A 24,414-nucleotide genomic window follows, 5' to 3' on the forward strand; every position below is an offset into this window, starting at 1 on the left:
TTCCGCAAGCGCGGCGTTCGTGGAAAGGCCCCACCCCAACCCCTCCCCTGAAGGGGAGGGGCTCACATTGACTCCATATAATGTCATCCTGCTCTGAGGGATCGCACGTCAGCCGGGGTTGCGCTGCCGACGGCGATCGGGCCATCCTCCGACCCAGGGGGAGATGGGCCATGATGATCGCATTTTTTCTGTCGGCGGCGGCAATCGTGCAAAACCCTGCGCCGATAGCGCCAACTGTGCAGGCCTTTGCCGGTGAGGCGACATTCCGCCCGCTATCGCCGACTCATGCGACGGTGACGATCCGCGCGGCCGAAGGCGAAAGCGTGGTCGATATCGACACTATCGACGACGCCCTTGCCGTGCTGGCCGACCGTCGTCTCGCCGCCATCTGGCCACAACTGCTGACATGGGCAGGCCCCTCGCTTACCGGCTTGCGCGAGGCCCTGGTCGCGGATGCGAGAGCCGTCTTCGCAAAGGGGCGTACCAAACAGGCGGATAGCGCCATCGCCTCGGTCGTCCGCCCGCGTCTTCGTCCGACTTTCCAATTGGCCGATGCCCTGCTGGCGGCAGGACAGGTCGCGGAGGCGACCCGGTTAATGGAAGACGCCCGCATTGCCGAACCACAACAGGGCAACTCGTTCTGGTCGATCCATTGGGCGGCGATGTCGCAATGGCTGGCCAAGGCCCGGGACGTTCGCGGCGACAGCCAGGGCACGCTGGACGTTCTGGAAGCCGCTATCCCGCCATTGGGGAACGACCGTGTGAAGCTCAACCTCGAGGCCAGCCGGGCATCGGTACTGCTCGACCTGCACCGCCCCGCCGAGGCGCTGGCGGCGATCGATGCGGTCGAGGCGCGCTTCCAGGCCCCCGGCGGCATCTTCTCAGGCGACGTTCGGGTCAAGGGCAGCGACCGCCAGTTCGCCTGGATACGCGCCTGTGCGCTTCAGCAACTGGGCCGGACGGCGGAGGCCAAGGCTGCCGCCGCCCCGCTCTACCCGATCACCGAGCCGCAGGACCGGCGTGTCCGGATCGATCCGACCGTGAAGCTGCGCAAGCAACTGGGGCTTTGCACGCGCGACGTCGCCCTCACCGCACAAAGCTATGCGGAGATGCTGCGCGACGATCCTTATGGCGGAGAGGCGCTGGTGGAGCTGCAACCCGCATTCCGGCGCCGGGGGTATGATGCACGCTTCATGGACGAGGTTCGCGGCCATCCGCTCCTTGCCCCGATCCTCGCCGCACGGCTGAGGGCCTTGCCGGACGACCTGGTGCCTGCGCTGAACGGCTGGGGGGCGATGTCGCCAGCGCCGTGATGCAGGGCTTCGGGCAAATGACATCGGCCTTCGCACCCGCTAGGATGGGCGCTATGAAGTATGCGTTGCCGTTTCTCGCCCTGCTGGTCGCAGCCGCCCCCGCCAACCAGAATGTCCCCCGCCCCGGCACCATCCGGGTTCAGCTCAACACGTCGGAAGGGCCGATCGTCGTCGCGCTCGATACGCGCCATGCGCCTGCCACGAGCAGGAACTTCCTCGCCTATGTCGATGACGGCCGGTTCGACGGCACCAGCTTCTACCGCGCGGCACGGGACAAGCGCGACCCGAAAAAGGGCTTCGTACAGGGCGGCATTCGCACCGATGCGCGGCGCATCCTGCCCCCCTTCCCGCTGGAGAAGACGAGCCAGACCGGGATCAAGCATCTCGACGCCACGATCTCGATGGCGCGGGGGACGACGCCGTCCTCGGCGGGCGGCAATTTCTTCATCACCGTTGGGCCGACGCCCGGCATGGACGCGCGACCGGGCTATGATGGCTATGCCGCGTTCGGAAGCGTGGTCGCGGGGATGGACACGGTGAAGAAGATCCTCGCCAAGCCCTCGGGCGGTGGGCAGGACGCGATGAAGGGGCAGATGATCTTCAAACCCGTCACCCTGATCAACGCCAAGCGACTGGACGGCAAGCCGCAGCCGACCAAGGAGCCCAAGATGTGGCTGTACAATTTCGGGGGATAACGTCCCATCCTCCGTTCGGCCTGAGCGAAGTCGAAGGCCAAGGGATGACCTATCCAATTAGCGTCCGGCCCGCTCGCGACTACTGCTGGGACGTGGCCTTCGACTTCGCTCAGGCTGAACGGAGATTGGGGTAATGCATAGAAAAAGGGCGGCGGCACCGCTTGGTGCCACCGCCCCTTCCCTGTCGAACCGTTGGACGGTCCGCCGCGCCGATTACTCGGCGGCTGCGGTGCCCTTGGCCGGACGCGGATCGCGACGCTCGGCGATACGCGCCGACTTGCCGGTGCGACCACGCAGGTAATAGAGCTTCGCACGACGCACGGCGCCGCGACGAACCACTTCGATCGAGTCGACGTTCGGCGAGTAGAGCGGGAAGACGCGCTCCACGCCCTCACCGAAGGAGATCTTGCGGACCGTGAACGACGAGCCCATGCCCTTGTTCGAGCGGGCGATGCAGACGCCCTCATAGAACTGGACGCGGGTGCGCTCGCCTTCGACGACCTTCACACCGACCTTCAGCGTGTCGCCGGGGCGGAATTCCGGGATCTTCTTCGTCTCGTTGAACTTGGCGATCTGCTCAGCTTCGATCTGCTGGATCACGTTCATGACACTATTCCTCAATCGTCGCCGCGCGCCAGAGGGCGACCGACCCGAACGCCCTCATGACGTTCCCAAAGGTCCGGCCGCCTTGACCGTGTATCCTCGCAAGCCCTGGCATGACGCCATTTTGCGATTTTCGCATGATCCCCCGATCGCAGCACTTCAGGGATCGTGCGCCCTTCCCACTCAGCAGGTCGGGTATATTGCGGATATTCGAGGAGGCCGCTTTCGAAGCTTTCCTCGACTCCACTGGAAGCCGCGCCCATTACGCCGGGAAGCAGCCGAACGCAAGCGTCGAGCAGCACCAGCGCCCCCATCTCGCCGCCCGACAGGATATAGTCGCCGATCGACACCTGTTCGATGCCCCGCGCCTCGAACAGGCGTTCGTCGAACCCCTCGAACCGGCCGCACAATATGGTGACGCCCGGCCCCGCCGCGATTTCGCGAACGCGCGGCTGGGTGAGCGGCCGCCCGCGCGGCGTCATCGCCAGCACCGGTCGATCGTCCGCCACCGAATCCACCGCCGCCGCCAGCACATCGGCGCGCAACACCATGCCCGCGCCGCCCCCCGCCGGGGTATCGTCGACCGAACGATGCTTGTCGGTCGCGAAGTCGCGGATCTGGACCGTCTCCAGCCCCCAGCGATCCTCGCGCAGCGCCCGCCCCGCCAGCGAATGGCCCAGCGGACCGGGAAACATCTCGGGATAGAGCGTCAATATCGTCGCGCGAAAGGTCACAGCGTCCAGTTCTCGATAGTCAGGCCGGGGATGTCGGCGAAGTCGGCTTCGTTGTCGGTGATGACGGTACTGCCCAGGCTGAGGGCATGGGCACCGAGCAGCCGGTCGAACCGTCCCCGTCGAAACGGAAGGGTCGCATAGCAGCGCGCCGCCGCCTCGTCGAACGGCAGGATCGGCATCTGCGTCGCCAACTGCTCCAGTTGCCGTTCCAGCGGCGGCTTGCCGTGACGAACACCCAGCGCCAATTCGGCGAAAACGATGCTGGACAATCCGATCTCTCCCACGGGTGTCGCAGCAACACGTTCCAGCAGTGCCGGATATTCTCCGGCAAACAGGAAAATGCAGCAATTGGTGTCGATCAGGTAGCGCACTGCTTTATGCGTCCTTATCGTTCAGCAGGTGCCAGGGCCGCTCGGGATCGTCGAACTCGCGTTCTTCCCGTTCGATCGCCTTCAGCCACGGCATAGAGCCTGCGATGCCGGTCAGATCGATCGTCTTCGGCGGCGTCTGAACGGGCTCGAACACGTAACGCCCCTGCTCTTCGCGTAGCGTCATCTCCGTCCCCTCTGTCAGCCCCAGCGCAGCGGGCAAGCGCAGTGCGAGCGAATTGCCCGAGCGGAAGACCTTTGCCTGATAATCCTTGCCCATAAAGCCTCCGTATATACATCGCGTATATACATGATGCGCTGCGCGACGCCAAGGAACGTTGCGCTGATTGAGGCTTTGCCCCCGCCATGGACGATTGCATCATCATTGGGGCGGGCCCCGCCGGACTGACGGCCGCGATCTATCTGGCGCGCTATCACCTGCGCATCCATATGTTCGACAGCGGATCGAGCCGGGCCGCGATGATTCCCTGTACGCACAATCATGCCGGTTTCCCGGAAGGGATCAGCGGCAAGGCCTTGCTGTCACGTATGCACGATCAGGCGCGTCGCTACGGTGCGCATTGCACGCCGCACCGGGTCTTGGCGATCCACCCCGAAAATGGTCACTTCCGCGTCGTCACCGATGAGGCCGAGTATCGCACCCGAACCGTCCTGCTCGCCACGGGCGTGGTCAATCACCGCCCCCGCAAGCTCCTGCCCGAGGTGCACGACCCCGCATTGGAGCGTGGGCTTATCCGCTATTGCCCGGTCTGTGACGGCTATGAGGTCACCGACAAGCGTGTCGGCGTCATCGGCACCAGCGACCATGGCATGCGCGAAGCGCTGTTCCTGCGCGGCTTTACCCGCGACGTAACGCTGATCGCGCCCGATGCCGCGCATAACCTCGACCCGGCATGTGCCAAAGCGCTGGACGAAGCGGGCGTGGCACGCGTGGACGGCCCCTGCGGCGGCTGGGCGATCGAAGGCGAGCAAATCGCGCTCGACACGGCGAACGGGCGGATGCGCTTCGACAGCGTCTATCCGGCGATGGGCTCGCGTATCCGGTCGGAACTGGCGGTATCGGCAGGTGCGAAGGCGGACCCGAGCGGATGCCTGGAAGTCGACGATCACCAGCGGACGTCGGTCCCCGGCCTGTTCGCGGCAGGAGATGTGGTAAAGGGGCTGGATCAGATCAGCCACGCCATGGGCGAGGCCGGGGTCGCGGCCACGACGATCCGCAACCTGCTGAACGAGCATTCGCCGATCAGGCGATAAAGGCCCGTTCCACGATCAGGCGGTCCTGATCCCATTCGGGCACGGCCTGCGCGTTCATCGGCACCATGAACCGGCGGCCATCGGGACGTTCGATCTCGAGCACGTCGCCCGCGCCGAAATTCTCGATCAGCGCGACTTGGCCCAGTTCCTCGCCATCGCTGGCGATCGCAGACAGGCCGATAATGTCGGCATGATAATATTCGCCCTCCTCCAGCGGAGGCAGGGCGGAGCGCGGTACCGTCAGCTCCGTGCCACGAAGCGCCTCGGCGGCGTTGCGGTCGGTGATTTCGGCGAAACGTGCGATGACGCCGTTCGAACCGTCACGCGCCGACTTCAGCGTCAGCGCGCCGTCATTGAACGAGCGATAGTCCGACAGGTCGTCGGCAAAGACCTTGAGCCGAACCTCGCCCGTAATGCCGTGCGCGCCGATGATGACGGCCAGCGTGACGTGCGGCTCACCCGTTGGGCGAGTTGCCGTCCCCGTTGGGGGCGTCGTCTCCGCCTTCGGCGGGGTCTGGCGCAGAGACGCCTTGGTTGGTCGCGTCGTCATGGTCGTCGGGTGCGGTCCGGGGATCGGGTTCGGTCGGCGGGGTCATGCGCATATCTCCTGAAGCCATTAGCTTTGGAAACGCATGACCCCGTATCCGGTGCCTTGCCCTGCCCCGATCGCGATCGACCGAGGCAGCGCAAAGCCGAAAGCCATTAGGCCTCGGCGGTCTCTTCGGCCGGAGCGTTGGCGGCTTCCTGAGCGGCCTTCAGCTTCTCGGCACGCTCTTCGGCGCGCTCGGTGGCCTTTTCGCCCGGCTTCGCCTTGTTCGGGTTGTTGCGAGCAGCGCGCTCACGAACGCCGGCGGCGTCCAGGAAGCGGGCGACGCGGTCGGTCGGCTGCGCGCCATTGGCGAGCCAGTGCTTCGCACGCTCGGCGTCGAGCTGCACGCGCTGGTCATTGTCCTTGGCGAGGAGCGGGTTGTAGTTGCCGATCTTCTCGATGAACTTGCCGTCGCGCGGCGCACGGGCGTCGGCCACCACGATGCGGTAGTAAGGGCGCTTCTTGGAGCCACCACGCGACAGACGAATGCTGAGAGCCATTATATAGTCCTTGGAGTTAAACGTTCAAAATTACCGGCCATTCCGTCCGGCGCGGGGGTTATTTCTTCTTCAGAAGATTTTCTAAGCCGGGGGGCAGTTTCGGCATGCCCTCGGGCAGCTTGCCGCCGCCCGCACCCATGCCCCCGATGCCCGGCAGGCCGCTACCGCCACCTGCCTTGTTGAGCATCTCGCCCATCTGCGGACCGCCCAGTGCATTGCCCAGGCCGCCAAGGCCGCCCTTGCCGAGCATGGCCATCATGCCCTTGATGCCGCCCATCTTCTTGATCTTCTTCATCGCCGTGGCCATCTCCTGATGCATCTTCAGGAGCTTGTTCACGTCCTGCACCGTGGTGCCGGAACCCTTGGCGATGCGGATCTTGCGCTTGGCGTTGACCAGCTCGGGCTTGGCCCGCTCCTTGACGGTCATCGAGGTGATGATCGCGTCCATGCGAAGCAGGATCTTGTCGCCACCGGCATCGTTCAGCGCGTTCTGCGCCTTCTTCATGCCCGGCATCATGCCTGCCAGCGCACCCAGCCCGCCCATGCGGCGCATCTGGGCCAGCTGGCCGCGCAGGTCGTTCAGATCGAACTGACCCTTGGCCATTTTCATGGCCATGCGCTCGGCATCTTCCTGCTGGATCGTCTCGGCGGCGCGCTCGACCAGCGACACGACGTCGCCCATGCCGAGGATGCGGCCCGCGACACGCTCCGGATGGAAGGCCTCCAGCGCGTCCATCTTTTCGCCGACACCGGCGAACTTGATGGGCTTGCCGGTGACCGCGCGCATCGACAGCGCCGCACCACCGCGCGCATCGCCGTCCATACGGGTCAGCACCACGCCGGTCAGCGGCACCTGCTCCGAGAAGCTGGTCGCGACGTTCACCGCGTCCTGGCCGGTCAGCGAGTCGACGACGAGCAGGATTTCCTGCGGCTGGGCGATCTCCGCCACCGCCTTCATCTCGTCCATCAGCGCCTGGTCGACGTGCAGACGACCGGCGGTGTCGAGCATCAGCACGTCATAGCCCTGGAGCTTGGCAGCCTGGAGCGCGCGGCGCGCGATCTCGACCGGCTGCTGACCCGCGATGATCGGCAGGGTCGACACCTCGACCTGTGTGCCCAGCGTCGCCAGCTGCTCCTGCGCGGCGGGGCGATTGACGTCGAGCGACGCCATCAGCACCTTCTTGCGATCACGGCCCATCGCACCGCTCGACAGGCGGCGGGCGATCTTGGCGGTGGTCGTGGTCTTACCCGAGCCCTGAAGACCAACCATCATCACGACGGCGGGCGGCGCGACGTCGAGCAGCAGCTCGCTGGCATCGGCGCCCAGCATCGCGACCAGCGCGTCATGGACGATCTTGACGACCTGCTGGCCCGGCGTGATCGAACGAAGGACGTTCTGGCCGATCGCCTGTTCGGTGACCTTGTCGACGAAGTCGCGCGCGACGGGCAGCGCCACATCGGCTTCCAGCAATGCCACGCGCACTTCGCGCATCGCGGTGCGGACATCCGCCTCGGTCAGCGCGCCACGGCCGCGAAGGCGGTCGAATACGCCGCCAAGCCGATCGCTCAAGCTGTCGAACATCGCCTCACCTCGTCAAACCCGAGCCGGAGAGTCCGGCCCAAAAACCCGTGTCGCACCGCCAAACGCAAAAGCGCCGGCGGGCGAAACCTCGCCGGCCAGCGTGCACCCTTGGGCGCTTCACCTTCACATTCCGAAACGGAACTTGGGTGCGCTCTTATGAGAAAATGACGACGGGTGCAAGTCGAACGCAACCAGCCCCGATCCGGCGCACGCGTTAACCTATTGTACACTCCTGACATGCGACCGCTATGCCATGTCCGGGTCGCGCCAGCCTGTTGCCAATATCCCTGCTTCTGCGGGCCTTACGGGCGCGGCGGTGGCGATTGGCATCGCGTTGCTGGCGGCGGCGATCGTCCTGATCCAGCTGGGCCTGACCCTTCCGGCGAAACTTTTGCTGTCCGCGACGGCCGTCGCTGCCGTCCTCGTCCATTGGCGCCTTCCCGCGTCTTCGGCCCGCTCGCCCGATGTCGAGCAGATCGACCCACTGACCGGGCTGACGAATCGCCGCTATTTCCACGATGTCGGGCAGGCGATGATCGAGAATGTGCAGCGCCGCCAGCGCGGCATTGCGCTGATGCTCGTCGATATCGATCGTTTCCGCGCCATCGCCGGGTCGCTGGGCCATGAAGCGGGCGACCTGCTGCTCCGCCATGTTGCGAAGACCATCCGCGACGAAGCGCCGTCCGAGGCGATCGTCGCACGGTTCGAAAGCGATTGCTTCGGCTGCCTCATCCCCTTCGACCCGCGCGGCCGCGACCGGATCGAACGGCTGGCCGAACGGCTGGCGGTGCGACTCGGCCAGCCGGTGAAGCTGGTCGATCAGGAACTGACGCCGCGCGCCGCCATTGCGCTGACCCGCATCGACGACGGCGCCGCGACGGTCGACCGGCTGGTCCGCCAGGCCGATCTGGCGCTGATCGCCGCCAAGGCGCGCAGCGACGGCAAGCCGCTCTGGTTCGCCCCCGCGATGGAAGAGGCGATGGCCGAGCGTAACGCCATCATCACCGACCTGCGCGCCGCCCTGGCGAATGGCGATATCCAGCCCCGGTTCGAGGCGCAGGTCGATCTGGGCACCGCGCGCCTGACCGGGTTCGAGGTGTCGGGTTATTGGGATCATCCCAGCCTGGGTCCCATGACCGCCGAACGCTTCATGCCCGTCGCCGAAGCCTGCGGCCTGTCGGGCGAGGTTTCCTTGTCGCTGATGCGGCAGGCGATGGCCACCGCACGCGACTGGGACCCGTCGATCACCCTGTCGATCCCGCTCGCCGCTTCGCAATTCCAGGATGCCTGGCTGGCGCAGAAGGTCATCAAGACGCTGACCGAGTGCGGTTTCCCCGCGCACCGGCTGGAAATCGAGATTACCGAGAATGCGCTGTTCGCCAATCTGGCGCTGGCGCAGTCGATCGTCATCAGCCTGAAGAACCAGGGCATCGCCCTGGCGCTCGATGCGTTCGGGCGCGGTTATTCCAGCCTGGCGCATTTGCGTGCCCTGCCCTTCGACCGGGTACGGATCGATCCGAACTTCATCCGCAACATGGCGGCCGACCCGGATTGCTGCGCCATCGTCACCGCGATCGTCCATCTGGGCGACAGTCTGCACTTGCCGATCGCCGCCAAGGGCGTGCGCGACCTGGATATCGAGATGCGGCTGCGCGACATCGGCTGCTCGCACGGACAGGGCTCACTCTATGGTCCGCCGCTCGATCTGGCGCAGGTGCGTCAGATGCTGGCGGAAAAGCGGCTGCTCGCGGGCATCTCGCCCTCTTCATTCACCATCCCGCGTCTGGCTGGCTGAGATAGTCGCGTTCCGCCTCGGTCGAGGCCCGACCCAGCGCCGCATTGCGACTGGGATAACGCCCGTAAAGCCGGATGACGTCGCGATGATCGCGGGCGAAGGAAAGGTTCTCCGCGCGTCCCAGTTCGGTAAATTTCGCAACGCTCAAATCCTGCATCGCACGGGACTCGGCATGCATCAGCGGCATATAGACAAAGGCCAGCCGCTCAGGGAGATAGCGATCCTCCCATCCCGCATCGATCGCGCCCAGGCACAGTTCCAGCGCCAGCGGATCGGCGGCATAGGCCTGCGCCGAGCCGCGATGCAGGTTGCGCGAAAACTGGTCGAGCAGCAGGATCGCCGCCAGCAGCGTGTCGGGATCGTCCCCCCAGCCGATCGCCTCGGTCGCCAGCACCTGATCGCGCAGCACACCGAACCGCTCGGCGATCTCGCGGTCGAGCGCGTCGTCCTTGGCAAAATGCTTTTCGGGTGGCAGGGCGAACCAGAAGTCGATTATGTCCCGCGCCTCCGCGTGGACACGTCGTTCATCCATCCCTAGATCAGCAGCCATGTCGTCCCCATCCGGGCCCGAGATCATCAGTCTGGGCTGCCGCCTCAACATCGCCGAGAGCGAAACGATCCGCGCGCTGGCCGCCGGGCGGGAGGACTTGGTCGTCGTCAACAGCTGCGCCGTGACCAACGAAGCAGTGAAGCAAACCCGCGTCGCCATCCGCCGCGCGGCCAAGGCGCGGCCAGACGCCCAGATCGTCGTGACGGGATGCGCCGCGCAGATCGATCCGGCCAGCTTCGCCGCCATGCCCGAGGTCGCGCGCGTGCTGGGCAATGTCGACAAGCTGCGCCCCGAAAGCTGGGCCTCGGCCGAGCCGATGCTGGTCACCGATATGTCGCGCGTGGTCGAGACCGCGCCGCATCTGGTGTCGGCCTTTGCGGGCCATGCACGAGCGTTCGTCGAGGTCCAGAATGGCTGCGACCACGCTTGCACCTTCTGCATCATCCCGACCGGGCGCGGCCCCAGCCGTTCGGTGCCCGCCGGGCTGGTGATCGATCGCATCGCGCGCGCGGTCGAACTGGGGCATCGGGAGGTCGTACTTACCGGCGTCGACCTGACCAGCTATGGCCATGACCTGCCGGGCCAGCCGAGTTTGGGCCTGCTGGTCGAGCGTATCCTGACCCATGTCCCTACCCTCCCCCGGCTGCGGCTGTCGTCGCTCGACTCGATCGAGATCGACGGCCGTTTGTTCGAACTGGTGACGGGCGAGGCACGGGTGATGCCGCATCTCCACCTGTCGCTCCAGGCGGGCAACGACCTGATCCTCAAGCGGATGAAGCGCCGACACAGCCGCGTGCAATCGGTCGCCATCGTCGAGCGGCTGCTGACCGCGCGGCCGGAGATCGCGATCGGCGCCGACCTGATCGCGGGCTTCCCGACCGAGGATGAGGCGATGGCGGCGGACACGCTGGCGCTGATCGACGATGCCCATATCGTCCACGCCCATATCTTTCCCTTTTCGGCGCGCGACGGCACGCCCGCCGCCCGGATGCCGCAGGTGCCGCACCCGCTCCGTCGCGAACGCGCCGCCCGCCTGCGCGATGCCGCCGCGCGTCGCCGCCGCGACTGGCTGGCCACGCAGATCGGTGCGACCCGCGACGTGCTGGTCGAGCGCCCCGGCACTCGCGGCCACGCGCCCGACTTCGCCGACATTCATTTTTCCCCCGCCGCCGAACCGGGCAGCATCGCCCGCGTTCGGGTCACGGCGGCGACCGAAACCCATCTGATCGGACAATTGGCATGAGTTCTTCCTCCTCCTGGCACGACAAGCTGCTCGGCGGTTTCCGTCGCACCTCGGACCGGCTGGTCGGCAATCTGGCGGGCCTGGGCACCGCGCGGCTCGACGAGGGCACGCTGGACGAGATCGAGGAAGCGCTGATCGCCTCCGACCTCGGCCCCGAAACGGCGGGTCATATCCGCACCCGCCTGGCCGAGGGCAGCTTCGAGCGGAACATGGAGGATCTGGGCATCCGCCTGGTCGTCGCCGAGGAAGTCGAGAAGGCGTTGGCCAAGGTCGCCACCCCGCTGGAGATCGACGCCTTTCCCCGGCCGCAGGTGATCCTGGTGATCGGTGTCAACGGGTCGGGCAAGACGACGACTATCGCCAAGCTGGCGCATCTGTTCATGGAGCAGGATTACGGCGTGATGCTGGCGGCGGGCGACACCTTCCGCGCCGCCGCCATCGGCCAGCTTGCCACCTGGGCCGAGCGGGTCGGCGTGCCGATCGTCTCGGGCAAGGAAGGCGGCGACGCCGCGGGCATCGTCTATGAGGCGGTGAAGCAGGCGACTGCGACCGGCATCGACGTGCTGATCGTCGACACCGCCGGGCGCCTCCAGAACAAGCGCGAGCTGATGGACGAGCTGTCCAAGATCCGCCGCGTGCTCGGCCGCCTGAACCCCGAGGCGCCGCATGACATATTGCTGGTGCTGGATGCCACCACCGGCCAGAACGCGCTCAACCAGATCGAGGTGTTCAAGGATGTGGCGGGCGTCACGGGCCTCGTCATGACCAAGCTGGACGGCACCGCGCGCGGCGGCGTGCTGGTCGCGGCGGCGGAGAAATACGGCCTGCCCATCCACGCCATCGGCGTCGGCGAGGGCATGACCGACCTGCGCCCCTTCGACGCCAATGAAGTCAGCCGGATCATCGCAGGCATCGAAGGGGGCCGCAAATGAGCGCGCCCCAGAAGGAAGCCAGCGCAGGGTTGAAGGCGGGCATCGAGTACGGCCCGCTGATCCTGTTCTTCGCGGTCAATTTCCTGGCGCCGATCGGCCCGCTGACCCGCGTGCTGGTCGCAACCGGTGTCTTCATGGCCGCGACCGTGGTAGCGATGATCGTCAGCAAGGTGAAGCTCGGTCGCATCTCCCCGATGCTGTGGCTGTCGGGCGTGCTGGTCGTCGTGTTCGGCGGCCTGACCCTGTATTTCCACGACGAGCGCTTCATCAAAATGAAGCCGACCATCGTCTATGCAATGTTCTCGGCACTGCTGTTCTTCGGGCTGGCGACCGGACGGCCGCTGATCCAGATGGTGCTGGGCAATGTCTATCCGGGGCTGACCGAGTTGGGCTGGCGCAAGCTGACGCGCAACTGGGCCTGTTTCTTCGCCTTCATGGCGGTGCTGAACGAAGCGGTGTGGCGCAATTCGACCTGGGATTTCTGGGTCGGCTTCAAGCTGTGGGGCGCGATGCCGCTGACCATCGCCTTTGCGATCGCGAATATCCCGATGCTGTTGCGCCATGGGCTGAATGCGGAAGGCGCGAAGGTCGACGAACCGCCGGTGGAGTGAACCCTAAATCCCCCCCTGCAAGGGGAGGAATAGGAATAAGAAAAGGGCGGCTCCAGTGGAGCTGCCCTTTCCCTTATCTGAAACGGATCGGCGTAGGAATTACGCGACCGCCGCCTCGTACCGGCGACCAGCCTCGTCCCAGTTCACGACGTCCCACCAGGCCTTCAGATAGCCCGGACGGTCGTTCATGTACGTCAGGTAATAGGCGTGCTCCCACACGTCGTTACCCAGGATCGGCGTGCCCTTGTCGGCGACGACGTCCATCAGGGGGTTGTCCTGGTTCGGGGTCGAGGTGACCTTCAGCTTGCCCTCGGCATCCGCGATCACCCATGCCCAGCCCGAACCGAACTGACCTGCGCCCTTGGTGTTGAACTCGTCCTTCAACTTGTCGAGACCGCCGAACGCCTCGATTGCTTCGGCCAGCTTGCCCGAAGGCTGGGTCGTGCCGGGCTTGGTCATGATCTTCCAGAAGAAGTCATGGTTCCAGAAACCGCCGCCATTGTTGCGGACGGCGGCCGGGGCCGACGAGATGTTCGCCAGGATGTCCTCGATCGACTTGCCCTGAAGCGACGTGTCGGCTGCCACCGCCTCGTTCAGCTTGTTGGTGTAGGCGGCATGATGCTTGTCATGGTGGAAGGTCATCGTCTCCTTGGAGATGACCGGCTCCAGCGTGTCATAGTCGTACGGAAGGGGCGGCAGTTCGAAAGCCATCGTGATTGCTCCTTTGGGGTTTGCCTGTGGCAACGCCGGGCGCCTCAAATGGCTCCCCCGGCGCGGTTACGCAACCGTTCCGATCAGATCGTGACGACGAAGCGCATGACGAAGCTGGTCATATGACAGGCCCAACGCCTCGGCCGTGGTCCGCTGGTTGAAGCGATTGTCGGCCAGGGCCTTGGTCAACAATTCCCGCTCGAACCGGGCGACGCGCGACTTGAAGTCGGATGGGCCAACGTCGCAGGCCGCCACCTCGTCGCCGTCGCTCACCGGCTCGGCGGAGGCGGGCGCATTCCCCTGCTCACTCCGCGCGGCGGCAGGCGACTGGCCCTGCGGGCGATAGGGCGAGCGGAACGGATCGATCTCGATCGCATCGACCGGCCCCTCGCGGTCCCAGCGATAGACGGCACGCTCGACCACGTTGCGCAGTTCGCGGACATTGCCGGGCCAACGATGCTCCATCAGTGCATCCGTCGCCGCCGCCCCGAAACCGGGCCACTCGTTCCAGCCGATCTCAGCCGCCATGCGCCGCCCGAAATGATTGGCCAGCACCATGATATCGCTCTTGCGCGCGCGAAGCGGCGGCAGCGTGACCACCTCGAAGCACAGCCGGTCGAGCAGATCGGCGCGAAACTGATGCGCGGCGACCTTGTCGGGCAAATGCTCGTTGGTCGCCGCCACGATACGCACATCGACCCGCAGGGGCCGTGACGAGCCGATCCGCGTCACCTCGCCATATTCCACCGCGCGCAGCAGCCGGTCCTGCGCCGCCATCGACAACGTGCCCAGCTCGTCGAGGAACAGGGTGCCCCCGCTCGCCTCCTCGAACCGCCCCGCCCGCGCCTTGGTAGCGCCGGTGAAGGCGCCCGCCTCATGGCCGAACAGCTCGGCCTCGATCAGCGTCTCCGGCAATGCGGCGCAGTTCATGATCACCAAAGGCTGGTCCCAGCGTCCGCTCAGGCGATGGAGGCGCTCGGCGACCAGTTCCTTGCCGGTCCCGCGCTCGCCGATGACCAGCACGGGACGGTCGAGCGCGGCAGCGCGGCTGGCCCGTTCCAGCGCGTCCAGAAAGGCCCCCGATTGGCCGATGACCTGACTCGTTCGCTCCATTCCCAACAGGTGGCGGATTTTCCCAACGCTTGGCAAGAGTGCAATCGTTGTTTCTCCGCAACTATTGCAAAAACCCCTGGATTTCCGCCATTTGTGAAACTGGCACGCCTCCTGCAAAGCATCTGGCATCCCGCCGACGAGCGGACCGAAACAAAAGAATTCAGGGAGTTTCCACCATGTTCGCCACCACCTTCACCCGCCAGATCGCCGCCATCGCCTGCACCGTCGTGATGAGCGCCACCTGCCTGATGGGCGCCCTCGCCCCCGCGCATGTCGCCACCAGCACGACCCCGGTTGCGGCGATCGAGGCACCGACCGCATAATCCCCGAATAGCCGCCATCAAGGAGTATCCGATGGGCATTTTCTCCCGCACCCGCGACATCGTCGCCGCCAATTTCGCCGACCTGCTGGACAAGGCGGAAGACCCCGCGAAGATGATCCGCATGATCATCCTCGAAATGGAGGAAACGCTTGTCGAGGTGCGCGCCTCCGCCGCCCGCACGATCGCCGACCAGAAGGAAATCCGCCGCCACATCATGAAGCTGGACCAGCTTCAGGACAGCTGGACCGAAAAGGCCGAGCTGGCGCTGTCGAAGGATCGCGAGGACCTGGCCAAGGCCGCGCTGATCGAGCGTCAGAAGGCCGCCGACATGGCCGACCAGCTGAAGGCCGAAGTCCAGGTGCTCGACGATGCGCTGCGCGCGTCGGAAGAGGACATCGCCAAGCTGCAGAACAAGCTGCGCGAGGCGCGGACCAAGCAGAATGCGGTCCAGACCCGTCTGGAAAGCGCCAACAACCGCTATCGCCTGCGCGAGATGTGGAACGGCCCGAAGACCCATGACGCGTTCAGCCGCTTCGACATGCTGGAGCGCAAGGTGGACGAGGCCGAGGGCCGCGCGGAAGCGCTGGGCCTGGGCGCGAACCCCAAGACGCTCGAGGACGAGATCGCCGAACTGCGCGCCTCGGACCGGGTCGACGCCGAACTCGCCGCGCTCAAGGCGCGCCTGAACAAGGGGGAGTGAGATGGAGGATATCATCACCCCCGGCATCGCGATCACCACGATCTTCATCGCGCTGCCCTGGCTGATCCTGCACTATATGACGAAGTGGAAGCAGGCGCCCAAGATCACCCATGAGGACGAGCAGCTGCTCGACGAGCTTCACCTGCTCGCGCGCCGCCTGGAGGACCGGGTGAACACCGTCGAACGGATCGTCGCCGCCGACAATCCCAACTTCAAGCCGGGTCTTCAGTCCGAATGGCGCCCCGAACCGCGCCTGGGCCAGACCGACTACAGCCTCGATCGGAGGAATTGAGATGACCGCCAGCCGCACCAATTTCTACCTCGACAAGCAGAATGCCAAGTTCAAGGGCGTCTGCTCGGGCATCGCCGACTATACCGGCGTCGATGTGATGTGGGTCCGCGTCGCTGCGGTCCTGCTCACCCTGACCGGGGTCGGCATGCCTTGGGTCCCGCTCGCCTATATGCTGATCGCCTGGATGGCGACGGCCAAGCCGATCGGCCTCTACCAGTCGGACGAGGATGCGAAGTTCTGGCAGGGCGTGCGCAGCAATCCGCGCCGCTCGACCGCCGAGGTCCGCTCGAAGTTCCGCGATCTCGACCGTCGCCTCGCCGATATCGAGCTGCACTATACCAGCCGCAATCGCCAGCTCGCCGACGAGATCGACAGCCTGCGCTGATCGCCGGGGCCACATATCAACTATCCTATGGGAGTATGGATTATGTCTTCGGGAGGACCCGGTTTCGTCCTGGCCATCATCTCGATCTCGATGATCGCGTGGGTGGTCACCACCTGGATCCGTGCGAAGCACGGCTATAGCCTGGAAAATGAATGGGGCGGCATGACTCACAAGGGCGACCTTGGAGAGAGCCGCAAGGTCGAACTGCTGACCGCCGAGAACCAGAAGCTGGTCGGCCAGGTCTCTCGACTGGAAGAGCGGATCGCGGTGCTGGAGCGCATCGCCACCGACCCCGCCGAGCGGACCGCGCGCGAAATCGACGCGCTGCGCGATCGCTGAGGGAGGGGAATGATGAACAACATCGCTCTTCTGATCCCCGTCATGGGCATCAGCTGCGGCCTGGTCGCCATCATCGGCGGCGTCTTTGTCCGGCCCTGGTTCAAGTATCGCGAAAAGCAGCTGGCCACCGAAGCCTCGATGGTCGCGGAAAAGGCGGCACAATATGCCGCCCAGACCGAACGGCTCGAACAGCGGGTCCGGGTGCTGGAGCGGATCATCACCGATCGCGGCCTGGCCCTGAGCGACGAGATCGACGGCCTGCGCATACCCGGCGAAACGCCCGTCCGCATCGAACACTGACATAAGTATCTAGAGGGGAGTTACCGCTATGTCCGGCGGACAGTTCATGACCGTTCTGATCGTTGCGATCGTCATGGTCGCCAGCATCTTCAAGGCCAAGCATCGCCGTTCGCCCGGCCTCGACATGGTCGAGCATCTGCGCGGCGACGCCTCGCGCGACACCCAGGCGCTGCGTGCCGAGGTGCAGCAGCTCAAGGAGCGTATCCAGGTCCTGGAACGCGTCATCACCGACGAACGCAAGAGCATCGATCTCGACCGCGAGATCGAGCGGCTGCGCGACCGTTAAGCCACCATTGATACGGACAGGGAGCCCGGATCATGACCGACACCAATCTCTACATCGTGATCGCGACCGCCGGCCTGGCCGGCCTGGCGATGATCGTCACCGCCGGCCTGGCGGGCTGGCGCGGCTGGTTGCAGCTGAAGAACCGCGAGTTCGAACGCAGCCACGACATGCCCTACCCGCCCGCCGCCTCGGCCGCGTCGCGGATCGAGATGGCGGACCTGAAGGAGCGTATCCGCAAGCTCGAAGCTATCGCCGCCGGGGTCGATCTCTGACCATGACGCGTTTTGCGGCCCTTCGTCGATGGACGACCCGGATCGCCTGTGGCGGCGCGGTCGTCGTCGCCGGGGTGCTCCATGTCCCCGCCGCGCTCGCCTTTCCCTATCGCGCCGATTTCGGGCGGACGACGGTCCTGTCCGAACAGCCGATCGATACGGCCGCGATGGGACAGGTGCTCGCCCGTGCCGACGGATTGCTGGCGACAAGTCCGCTCTATCGGCCTGGGCTGTCACGCCAGCTAGTGCTGACCGATGGGGGCTGGCGCTGGGACATATTGTCGATCGGAGCACGGGGGGCGATCGCGTTCCGGCGGCCCTTCGCCCATGCGCTGATCTTCAACCGCCATTCGGTGGCGGCGGACCGGGTGACGAACGGCGCACCGCTGGGCGGCATGCGCACCCTGTCGGGCACCATCGCGCACGAAATGACTCACCGGTTGATCGCCGACCATATCGGCGAATGGGCAGCCCTTCGCCTTCCCGCCTGGAAGCGTGAGGGCTATCCGGATTATGTCGCGCGGGAAACCAGCATCCACCCGCAGGACGAGGCGCTGATCCGCGCGCGCGATCCGCATGCGCGGGTGCTGGCCTATTATGAGGGGCGTCGCCGCGTGGCGGCCGAACTGGCGCGCAACGGCGGATCGGTGAACGCCCTGCTCCGGGACTGAGCACGCAGGGACTGAACAGTTGTCGTGAAGCGCCGTTCGCGGTAGCGCGAGCGCCATGTCCGATCTTGCCGAAATCCGCGACGAATATGAGTTTCTCGACGCCGACGATCGCTATCGCCTGCTGATCGATCTCGGCCGCACGCTGGAGCCCATGCCCGAGGCGTTGAAGACCGATGCGACGCTGGTGCGGGGATGTTCGGCCTCGGTCTGGGTCTATCCGACCAAGGGTGATGCGGAAGGGCTGCACTTTCTGGCGGATTCGAACGCGGCGATTACCAAGGGGATCATCGCCTTGGTGTTGAAGACGGTGCAGGACAAGACGCCTGCGGAAATCCTGGCGACCGATATCGAGGGCGAGTTGGCGCCGTTCGATTTGCGGAACCAGTTGAGTTCGAACCGGACGCAGGGGATTCCGAACATGATCGCGCTGATCCGGGAGACGGCGGGGCGGTATTGAGGTTTCTGGGTGCGGGCTCGGTGAGACCCCGTTGCCCTCCCCCATCCCCTCCCGCTTGCGGGAGGGGCGTGCTTCTTGGCTGGCCCGAACCTACTTCAAAAACGTCTGCCCCATCCCTGACGGTCGACAAAGAGAATTGCCCGCGCCTCTAGCCGCTCCCCTCCCGCAGGCGAGTTTCAGGTCGGTCATGCCCCCGGCATGACCTAAACGATGCGGGGCATCGTTTACGTGAAACCGGGATGGGGGAGGGCCAAGGGGTCTCACTGAGACCGCCCCCCCCAAAAAAGTCATTCCCGCCCCAACCGCGCCGCGATCGCCTCGACATCCTCGTCCGGCGTCACCACCAGCCATTCCCCCGGCCGACGCCCATCCACCAGCGTCACCGCATTCTTCGGACACAGGCCAAGGCACTTGGTCTCGATCACCCCGACCGACGCCTTGCGCCCCTTGCCGAAAATCCGCTTGAGGGCCTTCGCCAGCGACGTCTTGCCTTTCGGGCCGAACCCGCCGCCGACCTTTTTCGAGCATTTGCCGCAAACCAGAACCGTCGCTTCCCAGTCCGCCTTGGCGCGACGGATCATTCGGGCTTCCAGCTGCGCCGCTCCTCGGCGGCGCGCAGGACCTCATAGGCCGCCTGCACCTGCTGGAACTTGGTCGCCGCTTCCGGATCGTTGGGGCGGATATCGGGATGGTTCGCCTTGGCAAGGCCACGCCAGGTCGCGCGAATCAGGTCGAACTCCGCATCCGGCTCCAGCCCCAGCGCATCCAGCGCGCGCATCTCGTCGCGCGATCGGCTGCCGTCGCCCGGCCCGGCCCAGGCCTGGTGCTTGGACTGGGCATAGCCTGCGCTCGTCTGCCGTTCCGAGGCTTCGCGCGCGGCGGCTTCCTCGGCACTCAGGCCCTGAAAATAGTCCCAGCCGCGATTATACTCGGCCGCATGCGCCTCGCAGAAATACCAGCGGTCGGGGCTGTTGGGGGACTTGGGGGCCGGGCAATTGCCCGGTTGGTCGCAACCATGCCGGTCACAGATACGCACCGGCTTGGCCTCCCGCGACGCGCCATAGCTGCGCCAGCGGGGGAAGCCCCAGTCGTTGGATCGGGTAGAAGAACGCGCCACGCCGGCCGATTTAAGCGACTTGCGCGCCGGTGCAAGCGTCCGCGCCGCGCTTTGCGAGACAGAGCCTTCAAATGCCCGCTGAATCGCTTGACCGACAATGGTTCGCTCGGTCATGAATTATCCGTCATCATATATTCATGTCCGTACCGGGCATATGCGGACGCCCAGTTTTGACAGGAGCCAGCGTGGCCCAAAGTCGTTCCTTCCTGGCCACCGCAAGAGCGGACATACCGGCCTCCATCGTGGTGGCGCTGGTCGCCCTGCCCCTCTGCCTCGGTGTCGCGGTCGCGTCGGGCGCCCCGCCCTTTGCGGGCATGATCGCCGGGATCGCGGGCGGTCTGGTCGTCGGCTTCCTCTCCAAATCGCCCTTGTCGGTCGCGGGCCCCGCCGCCGGTTTGACCGTCATCGTGTTCGAGGCGATCGAGCGGCTGCCCAGTTTCCAGGTCTTCCTGCTGGCCGTGATGCTGGCGGGCATCCTCCAGCTGGCTTTCTCCTTCACCCGCGCGGGCGTGCTGGCCGAGTTCGTCCCCTCCTCGGTCATCACCGGCATGCTGGCGGCGATCGGCCTGATCCTGATCCTGAAGCAAATCCCCCATGCCATCGGCTATGACGGCGATTTCGAGGGCAGCTTCGAATATGCCAGCCGGGCGGGCGGCAACACCTTTACCGACCTGTGGACCAGCGTCAGCAACGATATCGCGCCGGGCGCGGTGCTGATCGGCGCTGTTTCGCTGGCCTTCCTGTTCTGGTGGGATTACGCCAAGCCCAAGCAGGGGCCGCTGCGGCTGCTGCCCGGGCCGCTGGTCGTCGTCGTCATCGGCGTGGTCGGCAACATGATCCTGGGCGCGACGCGGCCCGACTGGCAGCTGGCGGGCGCGCATCTGGTCCGCGTGCCGGTCGCTGGCAGCGCATCGCAGTTCCTTGGCCAGTTCCAGCTTCCCGACTTCTCGGCGATCGGCATGGGTGCGGTATGGACCACCGCGATCACGCTCGCCATCGTCGCCAGCCTGGAATCGCTGCTGAGCGTCAAGGCGGTCGACGAGCTCGATCCGCGCCGCCGCACCACCGACAAGAATTGGGAGCTGATGGCGCAGGGCGGCGGCAATATCGTCTCCGGCCTACTCGGCGGCCTGCCCGTCACCTCGGTGATCGTGCGGTCTTCGGCCAATGTCGATGCGGGCGCGGAGAGCAAGCTGTCGACCATGCTGCACGCCACCTGGCTGCTGATCTCGGTCGCGCTGATCCCGGTCGTGCTGAACCAGATTCCGCTGGCCGCGCTGGCGGCCGTGCTGATCGCCACCGGCTACAAGCTGTGCAAGCCCAAGCTGTTCACCGAGCGGTACAAGCAGGGGTGGAGCCAGTTCATCCCCTTCATCGTCACCATCCTGGCGATCCTGCGCACCGACCTGCTGATCGGCATCCTGGTCGGGCTGGTCGTCGGCTTCGTCTTCGTCGTGGCGCGCAATTTCCGCCCCGCGCTGACCTATGCCTATGACGATGGCGACTGCCTGATCCGGGCGCGGCGCAACCTGTACTTCATCCACAAGTACGAATTGCAGAAGTCGCTCGCCAAGGTGCCGGACGGTGCCAATCTGCTGATCGACCTGTCCTCGACCTCCTATGTCGACCTGGACAATGTCGACATCATCAACGCCTTCATCAAGGGCGCCGACTTCCGGGGCATCAGCGTGATCGTGCGCGGCGACATCGCCGAGCGGACCGCCCCGCTCATCAATGCCCCATCGACGGGAGTGCGCTACGCATGAGGGAATATAAGCAGCTCCTGCTCGCCAATATGGCATGGGCCACCGAACTCCTCGAGGAGAAGACCGACTTCTTTCAGCGGCAGACGGTGGGTCAGAAGCCCGACTTTCTGTGGATCGGCTGTTCCGACAGCCGAGTGACGCCCGAGCAGATGACCATGACGCCGCCGGGCGGCATGTTTCTGCACCGCAACATCGCCAATCTCGTCCATGACGATGACCTGAACCTGTTGTCGGTCGTGCAATATGCGGTCGACGTGCTGAAGGTCCGCCACGTCATCCTGTGCGGCCATCATGGCTGCGGCGGCGTGCTGGCGACGCTGGAGGGCGGCACGCAGGGGCCGGTCGACCAGTGGCTGGGCAATGCCCGCGACGTGCTGCACCGCCACCGGGACGAGATCGACGCCCAGCCGGACCAGGCGTCGAAGGTCAACCGGTTGGTCGAGGTGAACGTGATGGAGCAGCTGCGCCACCTCGCCCGGCTCGACACGATCCAGAAGGCGTTTGCCGAGAAGCGCGAGCTATGGCTTCACGGCTGGGTCTATGACATGCGCGACGGGCATATCAAAACCCTGCTGGAGATCGATGCGGACACCGATCTCGACGCACTGGCGCGGCCCGACAAGGTATTGGTGTAGGGTCCAATCAATGTTCATCTCGATGCCCCCTCGCCCCTCACAGAGGGGAGAGGGTTGCGCAGACTTGGCCTTTGCGAGAGCAAAGGCTTAGTCGGAGCTGGGTGAGGGGTGAGCGCTCGAAGAGCGCGCGAGCCGAAGGCTCGCTCGACCCCTCACCCAAGCTGCGCTAGCCAGCAGGGCTGGCAAGCTCCGCTAACCCTCTCCCCTGTCCAGGGGAGAGGGATGAAGAAATTACGATCGATAACAGCCTAGCTGAACCAATCACTTCGGCACCTGGAACCGGATGCCGCTCACGCTGGCGCCGCAGCCCAGTCCGCCATCGGGGCGATAGGTCTTTTCATAACGCATCGTCGTGAAGGCCTTCTCGGCCGCCTGCGAGAAGATGAAGGGCGGATAGCTGACCAGCGTCCGGGCATTGGCGACCCGGCCATCGGCGCTGATATCGAACTGGTTGCGCACCCAGCCCTCGAACCCCCAGCGCTGCGCCTCTTGCGGGAAGGCGCTGCTGCCGGGGTAGGTCACGACCTTGGGCATCGCATCCAGCGTCGCGCATTGCGAGGCGGCCAGCCCGCTCTTTTCGAAGGTCTGGCGCGCCAGGGCCAGGTCGCCCTGCCGCTTGGCCGCCGAGGCCAGCCGGATCAGCGCACCCACGCGCAGCGGATCGCGCGGGTCCAGGCCCTTGTCGTCGGCGACCTGTTGCAGATAGGGCCCCGCATATTTCTCGCCGGTCCGGTCCGCGATCCACAGACGCAGCGCGGCGCGTGCCTGCGGGTCGTCGGCAAAGGGCTTTTGCGCGAGCAGCGGGCTCATGACGGCGGCATAACGCCCTGCCCCGCGCCAGTCGCGGTTGCGCCCCTCCTGCGCCGGAATGGCAAAGACCAGTTGCGCGATGGCGGGCATGTCCGATGCGGCGGCCAGCGGCTGGGCCTTCGCGATCAGGGCGGCGCGGTCATCGCTGCCCAGGGTCGGATTTTCGAGCATCTGCGCGGCGGCGGCCAGGATGGCGGGCGCCTGCCCCTTGGCCTCGGCCGCGGCGAGCACGGCGCGCTGTCGGGTCAGCGCATCGGCACCGACCGCACCGGACTTTGCCGGGGCCGCCACGCCCTTCTTCTCCAGCCATTCGGCAAAGCTGGCATTGACCGCATCGCCGATCGCGGGACGGCTATAGGCAGTCGAACAGCGCATTTCCAACCGGACATTGTACCGGAAGAAGGGCGGCAATTCCTTCAACTCCTCGGGCGACCACACCCAGTCGCGTACCGCACGGGCAAAGGCCAGCCCCTCGGCACCGCCGCCGGAGGAATAGATGGGCTCGACGCCGAACACCGTTCCGTCGTCACCGACGCTGAACTGGATCACGGCGACGTCTTCGGGCTTCAGGTCGGTCTCGCCACCGCATTCGGGCGGGGCCATCATGCTGGCGGCCCTGAAGCTGCCCTTGGTCGAGCGACCCGCGCCCGTATAGGCCATATATTCGCGGGCGCTGTCCTCGTGATGGGTCAGCAGCGCGGCGATGGCAGCATCCGAACGGGCGGCGACGTCGCGGAGGTCGACCTTGTTCAGCGTCATGCCACCCAGCAGCGTCACGATCCTGGGCGCCATCCTGTTGGCTTCGTCCAGCCGCCCGGTATTCATCGCCAGACGCAGACGTGCCTGCTCCAGCGCGGCCTGGTCGCCCTTGCTGAGCGTGAGCTTCGGCGCCAGCGCATCGGCCTGGGCAAGCGTGGCCTGGGCCTCGCCCGGATCGGTGAAGGTCTGGGTGCGTACGGTCGCCAGCAGCGCGGCCATCCGCCCGATATCGTCGGGGGACTCCGCCGCCGCCTTGCGATACTCGGCCGTGGCATCGGCATAGTCGAGCGATGCGGTCGCGATGCCGCCCAGCTTCATGTGTGCGGCGAACCGGTCCTCGGCCAGCGAGGGGTCCTTGGCGGGCAGCACGGCCAGACCGGCGCGAATCGCCGCCGCCGCGTCGTCGATCTGCCCCAGCCGGAATTGCGCGCCGCCCTTGCGGATCATCGCGATCGCCCAGGTCCGGCTGCCCGGCTTGACCTGCGCGACGATGCGGTTCCAGGCGGCCAGCGCCGCCGCCGGGTCCTGACCCGCGTCCAGGGCGGTCGCGGCGTCATATTGCTGTTGCATGGTCTGGGCCGGAGCCGGAGCCGCCTGCTGCGCCATGGCCGCGGCGCCCGTCGCGACGATCAGTCCCGCCAACGTGGCCGTTACGAAATTCGTGCTAGTCTTCATGTCCCCGCGCCCT

General features: G+C 65.8%; 31 protein-coding genes and 1 pseudogene. 19 read left to right on the top strand and 13 right to left on the bottom strand.

The genetic code is table 11. From position 1 onward, the window contains the following. The first annotated feature begins 170 nt into the window (after window positions 1-170). Window positions 171-1,313, top strand: a complete 1,143-nt coding sequence (locus ASF14_RS07960) for a hypothetical protein (RefSeq protein ID WP_056433897.1) — start codon at window positions 171-173, stop codon at window positions 1,311-1,313. 53 nt (window positions 1,314-1,366) lie between these two features. After that, complete coding sequence (locus ASF14_RS07965) at window positions 1,367-2,008, top strand: peptidylprolyl isomerase (RefSeq protein ID WP_056433901.1); 642 nt, start codon at window positions 1,367-1,369, stop codon at window positions 2,006-2,008. A 213-nt stretch (window positions 2,009-2,221) separates the two neighbouring features. Here the strand turns inward: ASF14_RS07965 and rplS are convergent, their stop codons facing one another. The 4 genes and pseudogenes from rplS to ASF14_RS07985 all read right to left on the bottom strand — a co-directional run bounded on the left by rplS (window position 2,222) and on the right by ASF14_RS07985 (window position 3,993). After that, window positions 2,222-2,614: a 50S ribosomal protein L19 gene (rplS, locus tag ASF14_RS07970; protein ID WP_042483560.1), complete on the bottom strand. Its 393-nt coding sequence runs from the start codon at window positions 2,612-2,614 to the stop codon at window positions 2,222-2,224. A 15-nt stretch (window positions 2,615-2,629) separates the two neighbouring features. After that, a pseudogene (gene trmD, locus ASF14_RS07975) lies at window positions 2,630-3,345 on the bottom strand (tRNA (guanosine(37)-N1)-methyltransferase TrmD); the annotation flags it as partial. Then, the gene (locus tag ASF14_RS07980; protein WP_056433904.1) at window positions 3,342-3,716 is read right to left on the bottom strand and encodes a type II toxin-antitoxin system VapC family toxin; all 375 of its coding nucleotides are present in this window, start codon (window positions 3,714-3,716) and stop codon (window positions 3,342-3,344) included. The pseudogene trmD and the gene ASF14_RS07980, both read right to left, overlap by 4 nt. 4 nt (window positions 3,717-3,720) lie before the next feature. Further along, window positions 3,721-3,993, bottom strand: coding sequence for an AbrB/MazE/SpoVT family DNA-binding domain-containing protein (locus ASF14_RS07985; RefSeq protein WP_056433906.1), 273 nt, complete (start codon window positions 3,991-3,993; stop codon window positions 3,721-3,723). A gap of 86 nt (window positions 3,994-4,079) precedes the next feature. Here ASF14_RS07985 and ASF14_RS07990 point away from each other — a divergent pair, with 86 nt between their 5' ends. Further along, window positions 4,080-4,988, top strand: a complete 909-nt coding sequence (locus ASF14_RS07990) for an NAD(P)/FAD-dependent oxidoreductase (RefSeq protein ID WP_056433909.1) — start codon at window positions 4,080-4,082, stop codon at window positions 4,986-4,988. On the opposite strand, the gene rimM is transcribed toward ASF14_RS07990, so the two are convergent. The 3 genes from rimM to ffh all read right to left on the bottom strand — a co-directional run bounded on the left by rimM (window position 4,978) and on the right by ffh (window position 7,659). Beyond that, window positions 4,978-5,538, bottom strand: a complete 561-nt coding sequence (rimM, locus tag ASF14_RS07995; protein ID WP_236696988.1) for a ribosome maturation factor RimM — start codon at window positions 5,536-5,538, stop codon at window positions 4,978-4,980. The two genes, ASF14_RS07990 and rimM, sit on opposite strands and share 11 nt — an antisense overlap. Window positions 5,539-5,690: 152 nt before the next feature. Further along, window positions 5,691-6,077, bottom strand: coding sequence for a 30S ribosomal protein S16 (gene rpsP, locus ASF14_RS08000; RefSeq protein WP_007404083.1), 387 nt, complete (start codon window positions 6,075-6,077; stop codon window positions 5,691-5,693). Window positions 6,078-6,135: 58 nt separating this feature from the next. Beyond that, on the bottom strand, window positions 6,136-7,659 hold the full coding sequence (gene ffh, locus ASF14_RS08005) for a signal recognition particle protein (protein ID WP_056433912.1): 1,524 nt from the start codon (window positions 7,657-7,659) through the stop codon (window positions 6,136-6,138). 253 nt (window positions 7,660-7,912) lie between these two features. On the opposite strand from ffh, the gene ASF14_RS08010 reads away from it, so the two are divergent. Next, complete coding sequence (locus ASF14_RS08010; protein WP_082442144.1) at window positions 7,913-9,454, top strand: putative bifunctional diguanylate cyclase/phosphodiesterase; 1,542 nt, start codon at window positions 7,913-7,915, stop codon at window positions 9,452-9,454. Here the strand turns inward: ASF14_RS08010 and ASF14_RS08015 are convergent. Further along, window positions 9,429-10,004: a DUF924 family protein gene (locus tag ASF14_RS08015; protein ID WP_056433918.1), complete on the bottom strand. Its 576-nt coding sequence runs from the start codon at window positions 10,002-10,004 to the stop codon at window positions 9,429-9,431. The two genes, ASF14_RS08010 and ASF14_RS08015, sit on opposite strands and share 26 nt — an antisense overlap. Between ASF14_RS08015 and mtaB the strand changes: the two genes are divergently transcribed. Genes mtaB through ASF14_RS08030 form a run of 3 tightly spaced genes read left to right on the top strand, consistent with a single transcriptional unit; the run spans window position 10,003 to window position 12,790 of the window. Further along, window positions 10,003-11,247 (top strand): tRNA (N(6)-L-threonylcarbamoyladenosine(37)-C(2))-methylthiotransferase MtaB, encoded by a 1,245-nt coding sequence (mtaB, locus tag ASF14_RS08020; protein WP_056433921.1) that lies wholly within the window; start codon window positions 10,003-10,005, stop codon window positions 11,245-11,247. The genes ASF14_RS08015 and mtaB overlap by 2 nt on opposite strands. After that, complete coding sequence (ftsY, locus tag ASF14_RS08025; RefSeq protein ID WP_056433924.1) at window positions 11,244-12,179, top strand: signal recognition particle-docking protein FtsY; 936 nt, start codon at window positions 11,244-11,246, stop codon at window positions 12,177-12,179. Before mtaB ends, ftsY begins: the two co-directional genes overlap by 4 nt. Beyond that, entirely contained in the window at window positions 12,176-12,790 is a 615-nt protein-coding gene (locus ASF14_RS08030) for a septation protein A (RefSeq protein WP_056433927.1), read from the top strand. Before ftsY ends, ASF14_RS08030 begins: the two co-directional genes overlap by 4 nt. A gap of 99 nt (window positions 12,791-12,889) precedes the next feature. Here ASF14_RS08030 and ASF14_RS08035 read toward each other — a convergent pair whose 3' ends face one another. Both ASF14_RS08035 and pspF read right to left on the bottom strand, forming a co-directional pair. Continuing rightward, window positions 12,890-13,501, bottom strand: a complete 612-nt coding sequence (locus ASF14_RS08035) for a superoxide dismutase (protein ID WP_056433929.1) — start codon at window positions 13,499-13,501, stop codon at window positions 12,890-12,892. Between the two features lie 66 nt (window positions 13,502-13,567). Next, window positions 13,568-14,614: a phage shock protein operon transcriptional activator gene (pspF, locus tag ASF14_RS08040; protein WP_056433931.1), complete on the bottom strand. Its 1,047-nt coding sequence runs from the start codon at window positions 14,612-14,614 to the stop codon at window positions 13,568-13,570. Between the two features lie 176 nt (window positions 14,615-14,790). On the opposite strand from pspF, the gene ASF14_RS21840 reads away from it, so the two are divergent. Genes ASF14_RS21840 through ASF14_RS08085 form a run of 10 tightly spaced genes read left to right on the top strand, consistent with a single transcriptional unit; the run spans window position 14,791 to window position 18,639 of the window. Beyond that, complete coding sequence (locus ASF14_RS21840; protein WP_168371510.1) at window positions 14,791-14,937, top strand: hypothetical protein; 147 nt, start codon at window positions 14,791-14,793, stop codon at window positions 14,935-14,937. Between the two features lie 31 nt (window positions 14,938-14,968). Continuing rightward, window positions 14,969-15,637, top strand: coding sequence for a phage shock protein PspA (gene pspA / locus ASF14_RS08045; RefSeq protein ID WP_056433933.1), 669 nt, complete (start codon window positions 14,969-14,971; stop codon window positions 15,635-15,637). A 1-nt stretch (window position 15,638) separates the two neighbouring features. After that, complete coding sequence (gene pspB / locus ASF14_RS08050) at window positions 15,639-15,929, top strand: envelope stress response membrane protein PspB (RefSeq protein WP_056433936.1); 291 nt, start codon at window positions 15,639-15,641, stop codon at window positions 15,927-15,929. 1 nt (window position 15,930) lies between these two features. Then, window positions 15,931-16,314 carry an envelope stress response membrane protein PspC gene (gene pspC, locus ASF14_RS08055; protein WP_056433939.1) on the top strand — a complete coding sequence of 128 codons (384 nt, stop codon included), beginning with the start codon at window positions 15,931-15,933 and terminating at the stop codon, window positions 16,312-16,314. 42 nt (window positions 16,315-16,356) lie between these two features. Further along, complete coding sequence (locus tag ASF14_RS08060; protein WP_056433942.1) at window positions 16,357-16,653, top strand: hypothetical protein; 297 nt, start codon at window positions 16,357-16,359, stop codon at window positions 16,651-16,653. 9 nt (window positions 16,654-16,662) lie between these two features. After that, window positions 16,663-16,953, top strand: a complete 291-nt coding sequence (locus ASF14_RS08065; RefSeq protein WP_056433945.1) for a hypothetical protein — start codon at window positions 16,663-16,665, stop codon at window positions 16,951-16,953. A gap of 46 nt (window positions 16,954-16,999) precedes the next feature. After that, complete coding sequence (locus tag ASF14_RS08070; protein ID WP_056434531.1) at window positions 17,000-17,239, top strand: hypothetical protein; 240 nt, start codon at window positions 17,000-17,002, stop codon at window positions 17,237-17,239. Window positions 17,240-17,271: 32 nt separating this feature from the next. Further along, entirely contained in the window at window positions 17,272-17,511 is a 240-nt protein-coding gene (locus ASF14_RS08075) for a hypothetical protein (protein ID WP_042483743.1), read from the top strand. Between the two features lie 2 nt (window positions 17,512-17,513). After that, window positions 17,514-18,182, top strand: a complete 669-nt coding sequence (locus tag ASF14_RS08080) for a hypothetical protein (protein WP_056433948.1) — start codon at window positions 17,514-17,516, stop codon at window positions 18,180-18,182. Window positions 18,183-18,237: 55 nt separating this feature from the next. Further along, window positions 18,238-18,639 carry a SufE family protein gene (locus ASF14_RS08085; protein WP_056433951.1) on the top strand — a complete coding sequence of 134 codons (402 nt, stop codon included), beginning with the start codon at window positions 18,238-18,240 and terminating at the stop codon, window positions 18,637-18,639. 287 nt (window positions 18,640-18,926) lie between these two features. On the opposite strand, the gene ASF14_RS08090 is transcribed toward ASF14_RS08085, so the two are convergent. Further along, on the bottom strand, window positions 18,927-19,220 hold the full coding sequence (locus tag ASF14_RS08090; protein WP_056433954.1) for a hypothetical protein: 294 nt from the start codon (window positions 19,218-19,220) through the stop codon (window positions 18,927-18,929). Next, window positions 19,217-19,756, bottom strand: coding sequence for a J domain-containing protein (locus ASF14_RS08095; protein ID WP_056434533.1), 540 nt, complete (start codon window positions 19,754-19,756; stop codon window positions 19,217-19,219). Before ASF14_RS08095 ends, ASF14_RS08090 begins: the two co-directional genes overlap by 4 nt. A 185-nt stretch (window positions 19,757-19,941) precedes the next feature. Here ASF14_RS08095 and ASF14_RS08100 point away from each other — a divergent pair, with 185 nt between their 5' ends. Together ASF14_RS08100 and ASF14_RS08105 are read left to right on the top strand one after the other, a co-directional pair. Then, window positions 19,942-21,522: a SulP family inorganic anion transporter gene (locus ASF14_RS08100; RefSeq protein WP_082442146.1), complete on the top strand. Its 1,581-nt coding sequence runs from the start codon at window positions 19,942-19,944 to the stop codon at window positions 21,520-21,522. Further along, window positions 21,519-22,157 (top strand): carbonic anhydrase, encoded by a 639-nt coding sequence (locus ASF14_RS08105; RefSeq protein WP_056433960.1) that lies wholly within the window; start codon window positions 21,519-21,521, stop codon window positions 22,155-22,157. Before ASF14_RS08100 ends, ASF14_RS08105 begins: the two co-directional genes overlap by 4 nt. 261 nt (window positions 22,158-22,418) lie before the next feature. On the opposite strand, the gene ASF14_RS08110 is transcribed toward ASF14_RS08105, so the two are convergent. Further along, the gene (locus ASF14_RS08110) at window positions 22,419-24,401 is read right to left on the bottom strand and encodes an energy transducer TonB (RefSeq protein WP_082442147.1); all 1,983 of its coding nucleotides are present in this window, start codon (window positions 24,399-24,401) and stop codon (window positions 22,419-22,421) included. Between the last annotated feature and the right edge of the window lie 13 nt (window positions 24,402-24,414).

This window comes from Sphingomonas sp. Leaf257, assembly GCF_001422185.1.
GTDB classification, from domain to species: Bacteria; Pseudomonadota; Alphaproteobacteria; order Sphingomonadales; family Sphingomonadaceae; genus Sphingomonas; species Sphingomonas yabuuchiae.